Here is a 16099-nt window from a genome sequence, read left to right as displayed (position 1 = left end):
CGGCAGACGACGCCGCACACAGACTTCCGCAATTCGTTAGGAGCAACCGAAACCATGGCGGTTTCCGTAACCCTTCCGGCGCTCGGCGAGAGCGTCACCGAGGGCACCGTCACCCGCTGGCTGAAGGCCGAGGGTGAGCGCGTCGAGGCCGACGAGCCGTTGCTCGAGGTCTCGACCGACAAGGTCGACACCGAGATCCCCTCCCCCGTCTCCGGTGTGCTGTCCTCCATCAAGGTCGCCGAGGACGAGACCGTCGAGGTCGGCGCCGAGCTCGCCGTCATCGACGACGGCAGTGGCGCACCCGCCGCCGCCCCGGCTCCGGCCGCCGAGCCGGCTCCGGCTCCGGTCGCCGCCCCGGCCCCCGTGGCCGAGGCCCCCGCTCCGGCCGCCGCTCCGGCTCCGGCCGCCGCCCCGGCCGGTGGCGCCTCGGGCACGGACGTGGTCCTGCCCGCGCTCGGCGAGTCCGTCACCGAGGGCACCGTCACCCGCTGGCTGAAGCAGGTCGGCGAGGAGGTCTCGGAGGACGAGCCCCTGCTCGAGGTCTCCACCGACAAGGTCGACACCGAGATCCCGGCGCCCGTCTCCGGCGTGCTGCTCGAGATCGTGGTCGGCGAGGACGAGACCGCCGAGGTCGGCGCCAAGCTCGCCGTCATCGGTGCCCGGGGTGCCGCTCCGGCCGCCGCCCCGGCTCCGGCCGCCCCGGCTCCGGCCCCGGTCGCCGCTGCTCCGGCCCCGGTCGCCGCTGCTCCGGCCCCGGTGGCCGCTCCGGCCCCCGCCGCCCCGGTGGCTCCGGCCGCTCCGGCGCCCGCGCCGGCTCCGGTCGCCGCTCCGGCTCCGGTCGCCGCCCCCGCTCCGGTCGCCGCCCCGGCCCCGGTCGCCGCTCCGGTCGCGCCCGCGCCGGCCGCCACCGCCGGTGACGACGGCGCCTACGTGACCCCGCTGGTGCGCAAGCTCGCCGCCGAGAACGGTGTCGAGCTGTCCGCCGTCAAGGGCACCGGCGTCGGCGGCCGTATCCGCAAGCAGGACGTCCTCGCCGCCGCCGAGGCCGCGAAGGCCGCCGCCGCGGCTCCGGCTCCGGCCGCCGCCGCCCCGGCCGCCAAGAAGGCCCCGGCGCTCGAGGTCTCCCCGCTGCGCGGCCAGACGGTCAAGATGACCCGCATCCGCAAGGTCATCGGCGACAACATGGTCAAGGCGCTGCACGAGCAGGCGCAGCTGTCCTCGGTCGTCGAGGTCGACATCACCCGTCTGATGAAGCTGCGCGCGCAGGCGAAGGACTCCTTCGCCGCCCGTGAGGGCGTCAAGCTCTCCCCGATGCCGTTCTTCGTCAAGGCCGCCGCCCAGGCGCTGAAGGCCCACCCGGTCATCAACGCCCGGATCAACGAGGCCGAGGGCACGATCACCTACTTCGACTCCGAGAACATCGGTATCGCGGTGGACTCGGAGAAGGGCCTGATGACCCCGGTCATCAAGGGTGCGGGCGACCTGAACATCGCCGGCATCTCGAAGGCCACCGCCGACCTGGCGGGCAAGGTCCGCGCCAACAAGATCACCCCGGACGAGCTGTCCGGCGCGACCTTCACCATCTCCAACACCGGCTCGCGCGGCGCGCTGTTCGACACGATCATCGTGCCGCCGAACCAGGTCGCGATCCTGGGCATCGGTGCCACGGTCAAGCGCCCGGCCGTCATCGAGACGGAGGAGGGCACGGTCATCGGCGTCCGCGACATGACGTACCTGACCCTGTCCTACGACCACCGCCTGGTGGACGGTGCCGACGCCGCGCGTTACCTGACCGCGGTCAAGGCGATCCTGGAGGCCGGCGAGTTCGAGATCGAGCTCGGCCTGTAGTCCTTCCGGAGCAGTCCTCGCACAGCGCTCCCACGGTGCCCCCGGCCGGAAACCTCCGGCCGGGGGCACCGGCGTGTTTCCGGCGGGTCAACGCCCGTGGACAGCGTGTAAGCCTCGTCTCACCTGCGCGAAAGCGCCCCCATGCGCCCCTGCGGGACGCGCCCGCGGCCTTATTGTCTAATGGTCAAACGCCCCCGGGGGCCTGTGGGCCTCTCCCTAAGGAGCTCTCATGACCGCGCCCGTCGTCCACTCGCTGCGCGAACAGATCCGCGAGCACATCGTGGAGGGGATCGTCAGCGGGCGCTGGCAGCCGGGCGAGCGGATCGTGGAGCGACGGATCGCCACCGAGCTGGAGGTCAGCCAGACACCGGTGCGCGAGGCGCTGCGCGAACTGGAGTCGCTGCGGCTGATCGAGTCGGCCCCCAACAAGGGCGTACGGGTACGCAATCTGACCGCGGCCGACCTGGAGGAGAGCTATCCCGTCCGGGCCGGTCTGGAGGCCATCGCGGCGGAGCTGGCGGCGGACCGGCTGGCGGCGGACTGCTCGGCCCTGGAACCGCATGTCGCGGCGCTGTACGAGGCCGACCGCAAGGCGGACGGCACGGCCCAGGTGCGGCACACGGTGGGCTTCCACCGGGAACTGGTGCGGGCGGCCGGGAACTCGGTGCTGCTGCACACCTGGGAGGGACTCGGCATCGAGGTGTTCACGGCGCTGTCGATCCGCTGGCTGGGTACGGTGCAGCAGTCGTACGCCGAGGAGCACGAGGAGCTGGTGCAGGCGTTCCTGCGCCGCGACCCGCGCATCGCGGAGCTGGTGAAGGCCCATGTCCTGGGATGCGCTCCGCGCGCCTGACACAGCCGAGCACGAACGCGCTCACCTGCGGGAATCCCCGCGGAATCAGCGAAAAAAGTCGGCACCGCGTGCCTGCCCCGAGGGCACGCCGTGCCGACTTTCTCGTCATCAAGAGATTTTGCCCTCGACTCTTTGATCGATCATCGATCAGGGGGTTAGAGTCACCGACGGGCTTCCACCAGAGAGCCCCATGCCCTGTCCTGCCAAAGACCAAGGGCACCCCCCGAAAGACCTCACAGGGAACCCCCTTCGACTGAGGAAGGCGGCGAAATGACCGACCCCAACGCCATCCAGCCGAGCGCGCTCGACCAGCTCCCGGACCGTGATCCGGAGGAGACCGCCGAATGGCAGGCCTCCCTGGACGCGGTCGCCGAGGCGGCCGGGCCGCACCGTGCGGCGTACCTGATGCGCCGCACGCTGGAGCGTGCCGAGGGCAACGGCATCGCGCTGCCCAAGCTCCTGGAGACGGACTACGTCAACACCATCCCGACCGCCGCCGAGCCGTCCGTGCCCGGTGACCCGGAGATGGAGGCCCGCGTCACCGCGTGGAACCGCTGGAACGCGGCCGCCATGGTGACCCGCGGCAGCAAGTACGGCGTCGGCGGCCACATCGCCACCTTCGCCTCCGCGGCCTGGCTGTACGAGACCGGCTTCAACCACTTCTTCCAGGGCAAGGAGGCCGACGGTTCGGGCGACCAGCTCTACATCCAGGGCCACGCCGCCCCCGGCATCTACGCCCGCGCCTTCCTCGACGGCCGGCTGAACGAGCACCACCTCGACAACTTCCGCCAGGAGGCGGGCGGCAACGGTCTGCCCTCCTACCCGCACCCGCGGCGGCTGCCCTGGCTGTGGGAGTTCCCGACGGTGTCGATGGGCCTCGGCCCGCTCTCCGCGATCTACCAGGCGCGCTTCAACCGCTACCTGACCAACCGCGGCATCAAGGACGTCTCCGCGTCCCACGTCTGGGCCTTCCTCGGCGACGGCGAGATGGACGAGCCCGAGTCGACGGCGGCGCTCGCACTCGCCTCCCGCGAGGGTCTGGACAACCTGACCTTCGTCATCAACTGCAACCTCCAGCGCCTCGACGGGCCGGTCCGCGCCAACTTCAAGATCGTGCAGGAGCTGGAGGCCCAGTTCCGCGGCGCGGGCTGGAACGTCATCAAGTCGCTCTGGGGCACCGCCTGGGACGAGCTGTTCCAGCTCGACACCACCGGCGCCCTCGTACGCCGGCTGCGCGAGGTGCCCGATGCCCAGGTGCAGACGTACCAGACGCGGGGCGCCGCCTACATCCGCGAGGACTTCTTCGGCAAGGACCCGGCGCTCGTCGAGATGGCGAAGCTGCTGAGCGACGACAAGATCCTCGACTGCTTCCACCTCTCCCGCGGCGGCCACGAGTCCCGCAAGGTCTTCGCGGCCTACAAGGCGGCGCTGGAGTTCAAGGGCGCGCCGACCGTCATCCTGGCCCAGACCGTCAAGGGCCACACCCTCGGCGAGGGCTTCGCGTCGAAGAACGCCAACCACCAGATGAAGAAGCTGACGGTGGACGAGTTCAAGACGATGCGCGATCTGCTCGAACTCCCCATCCCCGACAGCAAGTTCGCCGACGGCGTGGTCCCCTACGGCCACCCGGGCGCGGACGCCCCCGAGGTGCGCTACCTCCAGGAGCGCCGCGCGGCGCTCGGCGGCCCGGCCCCGGCCCGCCGCACGCACGCGCTCGCCCCGCTGCCGGCCCCCGCCGAGAAGGCGTTCGCCTCCTTCGACAAGGGCTCCGGCTCCCAGAACATCGCCACCACCATGGCCTTCGTCCGCCTGATCAAGGACCTGGTCCGCGACAAGGAGACCGGGAAGCGCTGGGTGCCGATCGTCCCCGACGAGGCGCGCACCTTCGGTATGGAGTCGCTCTTCCCGTCGCTGGGCATCTACTCGCCCAAGGGCCAGACGTACGAGCCGGTCGACCGCGACCAGCTGATGTACTACAAGGAGGCCAAGAACGGTCAGATCCTCAACGAGGGGATCACCGAGGCCGGTTCGATGGCCGACTTCATCGCCGCGTCCACCGCGTACTCCACGCACGGCGAAGCGATGATCCCGTTCTACATCTTCTACTCGATGTTCGGCTGGCAGCGCACCGCCGACCAGATGTGGCAGCTCGCCGACCAGCTCGGCCGCGGCTTCCTGGTCGGCGCCACGGCCGGCCGCACCACGCTGACCGGTGAGGGCCTCCAGCACGCGGACGGCCACTCCCCCGTCATCGCCGCGACCAACCCGGCGGCCCTGACGTACGACCCGGCCTTCGCCTACGAGGTCGCGACGATCGTCAAGGACGGTCTGCGCCGCATGTACGGCGAGGCCGCCCCGGGCGAGGACCCGAACGTCTTCTACTACCTCACCGTCTACAACGAGCCGATGCCGCAGCCGGCCAAGCCGTCCGGCCTCGGCATCGACGAGGGCATCGTCAAGGGCCTGTACCGCTTCAACACGGCGGAGTCGGCGGGCCTGAACGTGGCCGGGGCCAACCCCCCGCGCATCCAGCTGCTGGGCTCCGGCACGGCGATCCACTGGGCCCTGACGGCGCAGCGGCTGCTCGCCGAGGAGTGGGGCGTGGCCGCGGACGTCTGGTCCGCCACGTCCTGGACCGAGCTGCGCCGCGACGCGCTGGAGGCCGACGCGGCCCTGCTGCGCGGCGAGGAGCGCGTCCCGTACGTCCGTCAGGCGCTGCACGGCGCCGAGGGCCCGGTGCTCGCGGTCTCCGACTACATGCGCCAGGTCCCCGACCAGATCGCGCAGTGGGTCGAGCAGGACTGGTCGTCGCTGGGCGCCGACGGCTTCGGCCTGTCGGACACCCGCGAGGCGGCCCGCCGTCACTTCGGCGTCGACGCCCAGTCGGTCGTCGTCGCGGCGCTGGCGCAGCTCGCCCGGCGCGGTGAGGTCAAGGCGACCGCGGTGAAGGAAGCACGGGACCGGTACGGCCTGTAACACTGGAACCGGTGGAGGGGCACGGCGACCGACCGCCGTGCCCCTCCACTGTCATGTGCCCCCGGACGCGCCCCCTCGCTGTCGGTGGGGCCCGGCATGATGACGGCATGCGCGCTGCCCGGCTGATCAAGATGGTCCTGCTGCTCCAGTCCCGGAGCTCCATGACCGCCGCCGAGCTGGCCGGGGAGCTGGAGGTCTCGGAGCGGACCGTCACCCGGGACGCGCAGGCCCTCTCCGAGGCGGGCGTCCCGGTGTACGCGGAGCGTGGGCGGGCCGGCGGATACCGGCTGGTCGGCGGATACCGTACGCGGCTGACCGGGCTGGCCCGCGGCGAGGCCGAGGCGCTGTTCCTGAGCGGGGTGCCGGGGGCGCTGCGGGAGATGGGGCTGGAGGACGAGGCCTCGGCCGCCCGGCTGAAGGTGTCGGCGGCGCTGCTGCCCTCGCTGCGGGACGCCTCGCGTTCGGCGGCGCAGCGCTTCCACCTCGATGCCCCCAACTGGTTCGCCGAGCCCGCCACGCCCGAGCTTCTCCCGGCCGTGGCGGACGCCGTGTGGGACGACCGGCGGATCACGGCCCGCTACCGGCGCACGGAGCCCGACGGGCGGGCAGAGCGCGACGGGCGGGCAGAGCCCGACGCCGGACCGGGGGCCGAGCCGGAGACCGGACGAGAGACCGAGCCGGAGACCGGACGAGAGGCCGGGCGGGAGGTCGAGCGGGAGCTGGAGCCGTACGGTCTCGTGCTCAAGGCGGGCGTCTGGTACCCGTGCGCGCGGGTGGCGGACGGCGGCGCCCTGCGGGTCTACCGGATCGACCGGTTCACGGCGGTGGACGCCGGCGAGGAGCGCTTCACCCGCGACGAGGCGTTCGACCTGCCCGCCTTCTGGCAGGAGCGGGCCGAGCAGTTCGCACGCTCCCTGCTGCGGACCGAGGTCGTGGTGCGGCTGTCCGGCGAAGGCATACGCAGGCTGCCGTACGCCGTCGGTCCGCGCTCCGCCCGGCAGGCGCTGGCGGCCGCGGGCACCCCGGATCAGAACGGCTGGGTGACGACGACCCTGCCGGTGGAGTCCGAGGAGGTCGCCCACGGGCAGCTGACCGGGCTGGGGCCCGAGGTCGAGGTGCTGGCGCCCGCGGGACTGCGGGAGCGGTTCGCACGGGACGCGGCACGGTTCGCCGGGCTGTACCGCTCATAACGATCCGCCGCACTCCACGTGCGTCGCCCTCCGCCAGGCAGGATGCTGGAGCGGTGATGGACGAGACGGAGTTCTGGGAACTCGTGGACGCCGCCCGCGAGGCCGCCGACGGCGACCCCGAGGAGCAGGCCGACGTGCTGACGGACCGACTGCTGCGGCTGGACCCGGACTCGGTGCTCGACTTCGCACGCCACTTCGAGTCCCGCTACAACCGCGCCTACACCTGGGACCTGTGGGGGGCCGCCTGGGTGCTGCTCGACGGGGCCAGTGACGACGCGTTCGACTTCTTCCGGTGCTGGCTGATCGGCCAGGGCCGGGACGTCTTCGAGGGCGCGCTGCACGGCCCGGACTCCCTGGCCGACCTGCTGGGCGAGTTCGACGAGGAGATCGACGGCGACGGCGAGGAGCTCGGCTTCGCGGCCGACGAGGCCTACGAGCAGCTCACCGGCACCGTCGCCCCGGACCTGGGCATCCCGGCCCCGCCCGCGGAGCCCGAGGGCGCGCCGATCGACTTCGAGAGCGAGCGGGCACTGGCGGAGCGCTACCCCAGACTGTGGGACCGCTTCCGGGGCTAGTTCGTTCCGGGGCTGGTTCGTTCCGCGGCACTGATGCCGCAAAATCGTCCGGCGCGCCCGCGCCGGGTTCACGCGGACGCGCGCCGGCGGCCCGGGTCCGACGGGAGATACGCCTGCGGCTGCTCGGCCTTCACCGCGTGGTGCAGCGGCGCCCTGTTGGCCTGGTCGAGGGCGGACGCGGTCACCGCGGCCGGACCCAGGACGACGGTCGCGACCGCGCAGAGCACCGCCCACGGGCTGCGGACGGTGCCCGGGCGGCCGGCGTCCCGCTCCGTGCTGTGCGTGCGGCGGTCGGTCGTACGCCTGCTGCTCATGAGTTCCCCGCCTCCGGTCGGCTGCTGTCGCCACCGACCGTAGGCCGCCGTCATCTGAGGAGCCTGCGCCCCGTCTGTGGCGTCGCTGTGGGTGTCCGGCCCTGGAGCCGCGCCGCCGCCTCCCGGATGGCCGGGAGCTTGGCGATGAGGGCCGCGCCGGGGCAGCTGGTCATGAAGCCGTCCTGGTGGGCAGCCAGGGAGGGCAGCATGGCGGCTTGGCCGGCCGGGTAGCGGCTGAGGCTGTTGCTGGACACGAGGCGCACCCGGATGCGCGGGTCGATGTCGGCCAGGCCGAGTTTCCAGGCGGCCAGCGCGGCGATCGAGTCGGTCATCGCCTTGGGCACGGCCACTCCCTCCGTGAAGGTGCCCAGGGCGGCGATGCCGGCGGTGCGGTGGTTGAAGCCCTGGGTGTGGGCGCCGGTGACGGCGCGGTCGACACCGCCCGCGCGGCCCTCGTAGATGGTGCCGCAGCGGTCGACGACGAAGTTGTAGCCGATGTCGTCCCAGCTGCGGGCGCCGGTCTGGCCCGAGTACAGGTAGCGGATGATGCGGGGCGCGTCGGCGCACTTGTAGCCGTTGGGCGAGTCGGTGTGGTGGATGAAGACGGCGACGACCTTGTCGTCGTAGCGCGGCGGCGGCTGCGGGTGCGAGGCGGTGGAGTCCAGCCAGCCCGAGCGCGGCACGATGCGCGGTTTCGGCGCGGTGTGCAGGGCGCGCGGGCTCTGGCTGAGGGTCGGGTGCTCGGGCCGGGCGGCGAGGGAGGCCGTCGCGGCGCCGTCGCCGCCGCCCGCGTACAGCGCCAGCGCGACGAGGGCGGTGAACCCGGGCAGACAGGCCAGCAGCACGAGCACGGGGTTCGGCACTCGCGAAAGACGCCGTTCTCGGTTCCTGCGCACTCTTCGAAAGCCGGGTCTGAAGACACACATGGTCCCACTGTCGCGGTGGACGACATCGTCCGCGAAGTGTGTTGTGCCAGCCGGTGGAACCATCGTCCCGGTCCGCGACGTTTCTGTGGGTACACGCGTGCATGGCGGCTCCGGCCGGCCGGCCGTGCGCGGCTGATCACCGGGACCGTCCCGCGCGTACTAGGAGACGCCCCTTGAGGGGTCCGAGAGAAAGGCGGCTCCGTGGACCTGCTCGACTTCGTGCTGTTCCTGGTGATCCTGGCCTACGCCGGATCCGGCTACCGGCGCGGGCTGGTGGCCGGCTGCGTCTCCCTCGCCGGGTTCGTGGGCGGTGCGGTGACCGGCGTGTGGATCCTGCCGTGGGTGATGCGCCTGGTGACACCGGGGACGACGGCGGCGACGGTCACCGCGGTGCTGACGGTGCTGGTGCCCGCGGCGGTGGGGCACGAGCTGGCCGGGCGGCTGGCGCTGAAGCTGAGACGGGAGCTGGACCGGGGGCCGCTGCGGGTGCTGGACGGGATCGGCGGGACCGCGGCGAACACGGTCGCCGTGCTGATCGTGGCGTGGGTGGCCGCGAGCGTCCTGGGCGCGTCCTCGTCCCCGCTGGTGACGACGGCGATCCGTGACTCGGCGCTGCTCGGCGGCGTGCAGCGGGTGATGCCGGACACCACTCCGGCCTGGTTCTCGAACGCCACGTCCGCGCTGACCCAGGCGGGCTTCCCGCAGGTCTTCAACCCGTTCGAGAACGAGTCGACCGCCCAGGTGGCCGAACCCTCCGGCGACAACGTCACCCCGCGCGCGACCCGCGCGGCCGAGCTGAGCACGGTGAAGATCGAGGGCTCCTCCGGCGACCAGGGCCGCGAGGGCAGCGGCTTCGTGTTCGCGGCGGAGCGTGTGATGACCAACGCGCACGTGGTGGCCGGCATCGACCACCCGGGCGTGCGCGTCGGCGGCGTCGGGCAGTCGTACCGGGCCCGGGTGGTGCTGTTCGACCCGGACAAGGACGTGGCGGTGCTGTACGTGCCGGGTCTGCGCGCCCCCGTGCTGAGCCTCGACGACGAGGCCGGGCGCGGCGAGGCTGCGGTGGTCGCGGGCTATCCGCAGGACGGCGACCTGAACCTCCAGGCGGCGACGGTCGCGAACCGGGTGGAGGCGACCGGCCGGAACATCTACAACGACTCCACCGTCACCCGGGAGATCTACTCGATCCGCTCGACCGTACGGCCGGGCAACTCCGGCGGCCCGCTGCTGACCACCGACGGGCGGGTGTTCGGCGTCGTCTTCGCGCGCTCCACCTCGGACCACGAGACCGGCTATGTGCTGACGGCGGCCGAGGTCTCCTCCGACGCGAAGCGCGCGGCGCGCTCGACGGCAGCCGTGGACACCGGCGAGCTGATCACGTCCTGACCGCCACGGCGCGCCCGCCCGTCACGGCCCGGGCGTCATGACGGGCGCGCCGATCACGTCCCGGGCGTCACAGCGGGCGCGCCGGTCACGGCCCGGGCGTCATGACGGGCGCGCCCGTCACGGCCCGGGTGTCACAGCGGGCGGCCCATCAGTACGTCGTCGACGTACTCCCCGTCCAGGAAGAACTCCCCGGGCTGCACGCCCTCCACGGCGAAGCCCTCGGAGGCGTACAGCGCACGGGCCGCCGTGTTGTGCCCGAGGACGCGCAGGCTGATCCGCCGGGCGCCCTGGCGGCGGGCCTCCGCCACGGCGGCGCGCAGCAGCGCGCGTCCGACGCCCCGGCCGCGGGCCTCCTCGGCGACGGCGAGGCCGCGGATCTGGCGGACGTGCGCGTTCGAGGCGAGCGAGGTGGCCAGGCCCAGGCGGATGTAGCCGACGACCCGGCCGTCCAGTTCGGCGACCAGGTGGTGCCGGGGCCCGGTGCGCTCGGTGAAGAACGGCTCGTAGGGCTGCCGCGGCGGCGGGCCGACCGCGTGCAGGTAAGACCAGACCGCGCGGTCGAGACGGCCGAGTGCCTCCTCGTCGTCGAACGTGGCCAGGCGTACGTCGAACAGGGCGGGGCGTATCTCGGGCACCGGCATGGGAGGCAGCCTACGACGGTGGGCGGGAGCGCCCGCACGATGTCCGCGGCGGACACCCGGCCGGGAACGGCGGGCCGCCTCCCGGGCTTTCGGCGGCTGGACCGGTGAGGATGGTCTGCATGGAACGCAAGCGAATCGCAGTGGCCGGTGCCTCCGGCCTGATCGGCGGCGCCCTGGTGCGGTCCCTGACCGCGGACGGGCACGAGGTGGTGCGGCTGGTGCGCCGTGCGGCCCGGGGCGGACACGAGGTCTGCTGGGACCCCGGAGGGCGGTACGTGGACGCGGCCGGGCTCGACGGCTGCGACGCCGTGGTCAATCTGGCGGGCGCCGGGGTCGGCGACCGGCGCTGGACGGCGGCGCGCCGCAAGGAGATCCACGACAGCCGGGTGCTGGGCACGGCGGCGCTGGCGGAGGCGGTGGCCGCGCTGGACCGGCCGCCGCGGGTGTTCGTCAACGGCAGCGCGATCGGCTTCTACGGGGAGACCGGGGACCGGATCGTCGACGAGGACGCGCCGGCCGGGCACGGCTTCCTGGCCGAGCTGTGCGTGGCGTGGGAGGCCGCCGCGGCGCCCGCGCGGGAGGCGGGCGTACGGACGGTGTTCCCGCGGACCGGGCTGGTGGTGGCGCGCGGGGGCGGGGCCTGGCAGCGGATGTTCCCGCTGTTCGGGGCGGGGCTCGGGGGACGGATGGGCGACGGGCGGCAGTACTGGTCGTACATCTCGCTGCACGACGAGGTGGCCGCGATCCGGCATCTCCTCGCGCGCGAGGACCTGTCGGGGCCGTTCAACCTGACCGCCCCGCAGCCGCTGACGAACCGTGAGATCACCGAGGCGATGGGGCGCGTGCTGAACCGGCCGACGTTCTTCACGGTGCCGCAGGCGGTGCTGCGGACAGCCCTCGGGGAGCTGGCCGGAGAGGTGCTGAGCAGCCAACGGGTGGTGCCCGAGCGGCTGTTGCAGTCGGGGTTCGCCTTTGCGTTTCCGGGCATCGAGGACACGATCAGGGCGGCCTGACACCGGCGACGACCGTATGCGACCGCTGTGCGACCGTGCCCTGTTCATGCGCGACTGTCGCTGACCGATCAACGCCCTAATCTCGACCCGAACTCGGGCATCCCGGACGCCCGTTGGGGGCATGACGTCTCCACCGGCCGCGCAACCTCGAGGAGGGGCACGTGCTTGAGCCCGCGTACCAGGCAGACGTCGTCGTCGTGGGAGCCGGCATCGCCGGCCTCACGGCGGCACATCGGCTGACCAGCGCAGGAATCACGACCGCAGTCCTGGAGGCCGCCCCCTGTCCGGGCGGCCGCATGTCGACCGAGAAGGTCGACGGCTTCCGGCTGGACCGGATCGGACAGCTGCTGAACACGGCGTATCCCGAACTGAGCCGCACTCCGGGGCTCGACGGACTCGTCCTGCGCTCCTTCGCCCCTGGCGTCCTGCTGCACAGCGACGGCCGTCGGCGCCGGGCGGGCGCACCGGCGGGCGGAGGGAGCGCAAGGGGCGCACTCCATGCAGTGCGCGCCCTCGCAAGCGCCCCCAGGCCGCCCGCCACCCTGCCCAGGCCCCTGCCCCGGCCCCGCGGCGGCTCCCCGCGGGCCGCCTCCGTGCCCCGGGCCCGCGCGGGCGCCCCGCTGGGGACCGCCGTCGACCAGGCCCGGCTCGGCGCCGCGCTCACCCGGATCGCGCACACGCCCCTCGAACGGCTGCTGTCGCGCCCCGAGGCCCCGGCGGGCCTCGCCCTCGCCGCCCGCGGTGTGCCCGCCCGGACGGTCGACGGCTTCCTGCGCCCGCTGCTCGCCGCCCTGCTGTGCGACCCGGACCTGACGTCCTCCAGCAGGTGCGCGGACCTGGCGCTGCGCGCCTTCGCCTCGGGCCGGCTGTGCCTGCCCGAGGGGGGCGCGGAGGCCCTGCCCGAACTGCTCGCGCGGACCCTGCCGCCGGGCACCCTGCACACCGGGGTGCGGGTCACCTCGGTCGCCACCAACGCGGTGACCACCGCGGAGCACGGCGTGTTCCGCTGCCGTGCCGTCCTGGTGGCCACCGACGCGCGCAGCGCCGCCGAACTGCTGCCCGGGCTGCGGGTACCGGAGTTCCACCCGGTGACGGTCGTCCACCACGCCACCGACGAGCCGCCGGAGACCGGTGCGTCGCTGCTGCTGGACGCCGACCGCGGCGGTCCCGTCGCGCACACCGCGGTGGTCAGCCAGGTCGACCCCAGCCGTGCCCCCGCGGGCCGGGCGCTGGTGTCGTCCACGGTGCTGGGCCCCCCGCCGGCCGACCTCGACACCGCCGTACGCATCCATCTGGCACGGCTGTACGGCACCTCCACCGCGCGCTGGGAGACCCTCGCCGTGCACCACGCCCCGGACGCGGTGCCCGCCATGCGCCCCCCGCACGACCTGCGCCGGGCGGTACGGCTGCTGGCGGGTCTGTACGTGTGCGGCGACCACCGCGACACCAGCACCGTGCAGGGAGCGCTGCACTCGGGCCGACGGGCCTCGGCGGCGATCCTGGCGGACCTGGGCGCGGCGGGGCCGATGCACACGGCGGAGCCGATGCGCACGGCGGCCTGAACCGGCCGACCGCCGCCCGCTCGCCAGACCACCGCCCGTTCACCCGACCGGCCGCCCGCTCACCCGACCGCCGCCCGCTCACCCGACCGCCGCCCGTTCACCCGACCGGCCGCCGCCCGCGCAGCCCGGGGGGCGGCGGCCGGCCCGTCCCGGTACCCGCCCCGCTCACCCGAGGGCGGCGGCCACCTTGTCGCGGTACCCGCGCACCGGCGCCGCGTCCTTGTAGGGCTCCAGCCGGCGCTCGAAGTCCCGTACGTACTCCGTGGCCCGCACCGAACGCATCTCCGCCGCCTGCCCGGCCGCCTCGGCGCCCAGCTGGCAGGCCTGGTCGAGTTCGCCGAGGCCGAGCCGGGCGGTGGCGAGCACGATCCGGCAGAACACCCGGCTGCGGGCGAAGGAGGGGGCGCGCAGTTGCAGGGAGCGTTCGGCGTGCTGGGCGGCGGCCCGGAACTGCTGGAGGTCCCGGTGGCAGTGCCCGAACTCGTCGGCGAGCTGCGCCTCGTCGAAGAACCGCGCCCAGTAGGGCACCTCGTCCCCGAGCCGGGCCGCCTCCAGGGCCCGCTCGGCCCGCACCAGGGAGGCGGTGCAGGCGCGCACCTCGCCCAGCACGCCGTGCGCGCGGGCCTCGACCGCGTGCAGCAGCGCCTGGAGGACCGGCGGGGCGCTGGTGCCCACGCCCTGCTGGGCGACCCGCGCGAGCTGCACCGCCTCGCGTCCGTGCGCCAGGTAGACGGCCTGGCGACTCATGGTGACCAGGACGTACGAGCCGTACGCCCGGTCCCCGGCCGCCTGGGCCAGCCGCAGCGCCTGCACGAAGTAGCGCTGGGCGAGTCCGTGCGCGGCGATGTCGTACGAGGTCCAGCCGGCCAGCCGGGTCAGGTCGGCGGCCGCGGCGAACAGGCGGCGGCCGGTCTGCTCGCCGTAGACGCCCCGCAGCATCGGCTCGCACTCGTGTTCCAGATAGCGCACCAGGGCCTGGCGGGCGTGGCCGCCGCCGTAGGCGTCGTCGAGGGTGCGGAACAGCTCGCCCACCGAGCGCAGCGCGGCGATGTCGCCGCCGCTGACCCGCTGACCTGGGCCGCGCTCGCTCTGGCCGCGCCGCCGGGCGGGGGTTGCCTGCTGCTCGGGCGACGGCGACGGCCTCGGCACGGCGGCCCGCAGCTGGGCCGGCGCCTGCCCCGGCAGCTGGGCCAGGGTCTGGGCCGGCAGCCGGACGGGCGGTTCGCCGCGCGCGACCCGTTCGTCGGCCCGGCCGATCAGCCAGTCCCGGCTGGGCACGACGAGCCCCGCCGGGGTGAACGCGATCTTGCGCAGCTCGGCGTGGCTGCCGGAGTCCTTGCGCCACAGCCCGCTGACGATGTCGACGGCCTCCTCGGGCGTGCCCGCGAACTCCAGGCCCGCGTACACCGGGGCGCAGGCGTCCAGGCCGAGTTCCTGGGCGGAGAGCCGGCGCCCCAGCCGGCGGGTGAACACCTCCGCGATCAGGGCGGGGGTGGTGCCCCGGGGCTGCTGTCCGCGCAGCCAGCGGGTCACGGATGTCTTGTCGTATCTCAGGTCGAGCCCGTGCTCGAGACCGAGCTGGTCCACGCGACGGGCGAGACCTGCGTTGGAGAACCCCGCTTCTGCGATGAGCGCGGCGAGCTGGCGGTTGGGAGTGCGCTGCGCGGGTCGGTCCGTCATCTGCGGTGCGGTCTCCTGCCTTCGGGCCTCGCTGGGCCCAGCGTTGCCCGGATTGCCTGTGAGCAGCCCAAATGGGCTCGTGAACGGCGCGAATGTAGCTGAGCGTAAGCAGTCGATCGCACATCTCGACGTTCATTCATCCGATCGTGTGAGGATTGGCCGTGCGGCTGACGGGTTTCGGCCGGACGTACAGTGGCGTAGGCACGTTTCGTGCCTTACGACCTTCTAGGGAGGCGCTTGCCGTGAGTGAGTTGCGGTTCGTCCGTATGGGGTTCGGCGCGGACGCCGTCGAGTACCAGGGGGCGTGGGACGAGCAGCGCCGGGTGCACGCGGCACGCTTCGCCGACGAGATCCCCGACACCGTGCTGCTCCTGGAGCACCCGCCGGTCTACACGGCCGGACGGCGCACGGCGGACAACGAGCGCCCCCTCGACGGCACCCCGGTGGTCGACGTGGACCGCGGCGGCAAGATCACCTGGCACGGTCCGGGCCAGCTGGTCGGCTACCCCATCCAGAAGCTGCCGCGCCCGGTCGACGTCGTCGCCCATCTGCGCCGCCTCGAGGACGCGATGATCCGCGTCTGCGCCGAGTTCGGCGTCGAGACCAGCCGGGTCGAGGGCCGGGCGGGCGTGTGGGTGCTGGGCGACCCGGTCGAGCAGCGGCCGACGCTCGGCGGCCTCTCCCTGGACTTCGACCCGCGCCTGACCGACGACGAGTTCGACCCCCGCCTCAACGGCCCCGAGTACGCGCCCTCGAACGCCGGCCAGCGCCGCGAGGACCGCAAGATCTGCGCCATGGGCATCCGGGTCGCCAAGGGCGTCACCATGCACGGCTTCGCCCTCAACGTGAATCCGGACACATCCAGCTTCGACAAAATCATCCCGTGCGGCATCCGCGACGCCGGGGTGACCTCGCTCGCCCACGAACTGGGCCGTGCCCTCACAATCGAGGAGGTACTGCCGGTGGCCGAACGCCATCTGGCCGACGTCCTGGGCAACGCGGACCTCAGGCCGCGCGAGATCGAGAAGGCGACCGCCTGACCGGGAATGCGGCCGGAGGCCGCAGGGTTGGCCTCACGGGCGAACAGAGCCCGGCAAACACGAGGCGTACGCTGGTGTACGCCGAAGATTCGAAG

At 73.4% G+C, this 16099-nt stretch carries 13 protein-coding genes; 9 read left to right on the top strand and 4 right to left on the bottom strand.

From position 1 onward, the window contains the following. Nucleotides 1–54: 54 nt before the first annotated feature. The 5 genes from sucB (at nt 55) to ACZ7OY_RS04560 (ending at nt 7442) form a co-directional block, all read left to right on the top strand. On the top strand, nt 55–1848 hold the full coding sequence (sucB, locus tag ACZ7OY_RS04580) for a 2-oxoglutarate dehydrogenase, E2 component, dihydrolipoamide succinyltransferase (RefSeq protein WP_471909995.1): 1794 nt from the start codon (nt 55–57) through the stop codon (nt 1846–1848). Between the two features lie 229 nt (nt 1849–2077). Continuing rightward, nucleotides 2078–2701: a GntR family transcriptional regulator gene (locus tag ACZ7OY_RS04575; protein WP_152889328.1), complete on the top strand. Its 624-nt coding sequence runs from the start codon at nt 2078–2080 to the stop codon at nt 2699–2701. Between the two features lie 270 nt (nt 2702–2971). After that, nucleotides 2972–5677: a pyruvate dehydrogenase (acetyl-transferring), homodimeric type gene (gene aceE / locus ACZ7OY_RS04570; protein WP_471909994.1), complete on the top strand. Its 2706-nt coding sequence runs from the start codon at nt 2972–2974 to the stop codon at nt 5675–5677. A gap of 107 nt (nt 5678–5784) precedes the next feature. Next, complete coding sequence (locus ACZ7OY_RS04565) at nt 5785–6867, top strand: helix-turn-helix transcriptional regulator (RefSeq protein ID WP_471909993.1); 1083 nt, start codon at nt 5785–5787, stop codon at nt 6865–6867. Nucleotides 6868–6923: 56 nt separating this feature from the next. After that, the gene (locus ACZ7OY_RS04560) at nt 6924–7442 is read left to right on the top strand and encodes a DUF4240 domain-containing protein (protein ID WP_351605057.1); all 519 of its coding nucleotides are present in this window, start codon (nt 6924–6926) and stop codon (nt 7440–7442) included. A 68-nt stretch (nt 7443–7510) separates the two neighbouring features. Here the strand turns inward: ACZ7OY_RS04560 and ACZ7OY_RS04555 are convergent, their stop codons facing one another. Both ACZ7OY_RS04555 and ACZ7OY_RS04550 read right to left on the bottom strand, forming a co-directional pair. Then, a complete protein-coding gene (locus tag ACZ7OY_RS04555; RefSeq protein WP_471909992.1) occupies nt 7511–7756 on the bottom strand; it encodes a hypothetical protein in 246 nt (81 codons plus the stop codon). Nucleotides 7757–7806: 50 nt separating this feature from the next. Continuing rightward, complete coding sequence (locus tag ACZ7OY_RS04550; protein ID WP_471909991.1) at nt 7807–8619, bottom strand: peptidoglycan recognition protein family protein; 813 nt, start codon at nt 8617–8619, stop codon at nt 7807–7809. 264 nt (nt 8620–8883) lie between these two features. On the opposite strand from ACZ7OY_RS04550, the gene ACZ7OY_RS04545 reads away from it, so the two are divergent. Continuing rightward, entirely contained in the window at nt 8884–10068 is a 1185-nt protein-coding gene (locus ACZ7OY_RS04545) for a MarP family serine protease (protein WP_471909990.1), read from the top strand. A 131-nt stretch (nt 10069–10199) separates the two neighbouring features. On the opposite strand, the gene ACZ7OY_RS04540 is transcribed toward ACZ7OY_RS04545, so the two are convergent. Then, the gene (locus ACZ7OY_RS04540; protein ID WP_471909989.1) at nt 10200–10709 is read right to left on the bottom strand and encodes a GNAT family N-acetyltransferase; all 510 of its coding nucleotides are present in this window, start codon (nt 10707–10709) and stop codon (nt 10200–10202) included. 119 nt (nt 10710–10828) lie between these two features. On the opposite strand from ACZ7OY_RS04540, the gene ACZ7OY_RS04535 reads away from it, so the two are divergent. Then, complete coding sequence (locus ACZ7OY_RS04535; RefSeq protein WP_471909988.1) at nt 10829–11722, top strand: TIGR01777 family oxidoreductase; 894 nt, start codon at nt 10829–10831, stop codon at nt 11720–11722. A 161-nt stretch (nt 11723–11883) separates the two neighbouring features. Further along, nucleotides 11884–13284 carry an NAD(P)/FAD-dependent oxidoreductase gene (locus ACZ7OY_RS04530; RefSeq protein ID WP_471909987.1) on the top strand — a complete coding sequence of 467 codons (1401 nt, stop codon included), beginning with the start codon at nt 11884–11886 and terminating at the stop codon, nt 13282–13284. A 165-nt stretch (nt 13285–13449) separates the two neighbouring features. Here ACZ7OY_RS04530 and ACZ7OY_RS04525 read toward each other — a convergent pair whose 3' ends face one another. Further along, nucleotides 13450–14964 carry a regulator gene (locus ACZ7OY_RS04525; RefSeq protein WP_471909986.1) on the bottom strand — a complete coding sequence of 505 codons (1515 nt, stop codon included), beginning with the start codon at nt 14962–14964 and terminating at the stop codon, nt 13450–13452. A gap of 242 nt (nt 14965–15206) precedes the next feature. Here ACZ7OY_RS04525 and lipB point away from each other — a divergent pair, with 242 nt between their 5' ends. Then, complete coding sequence (gene lipB / locus ACZ7OY_RS04520) at nt 15207–16004, top strand: lipoyl(octanoyl) transferase LipB (RefSeq protein WP_471909985.1); 798 nt, start codon at nt 15207–15209, stop codon at nt 16002–16004. The last annotated feature ends 95 nt before the right edge of the window (nt 16005–16099 follow it).

This window comes from Streptomyces sp. NPDC107559 (genome assembly GCF_055657365.1).
This window is presented reverse-complemented; position numbering and strand designations above follow the sequence as displayed.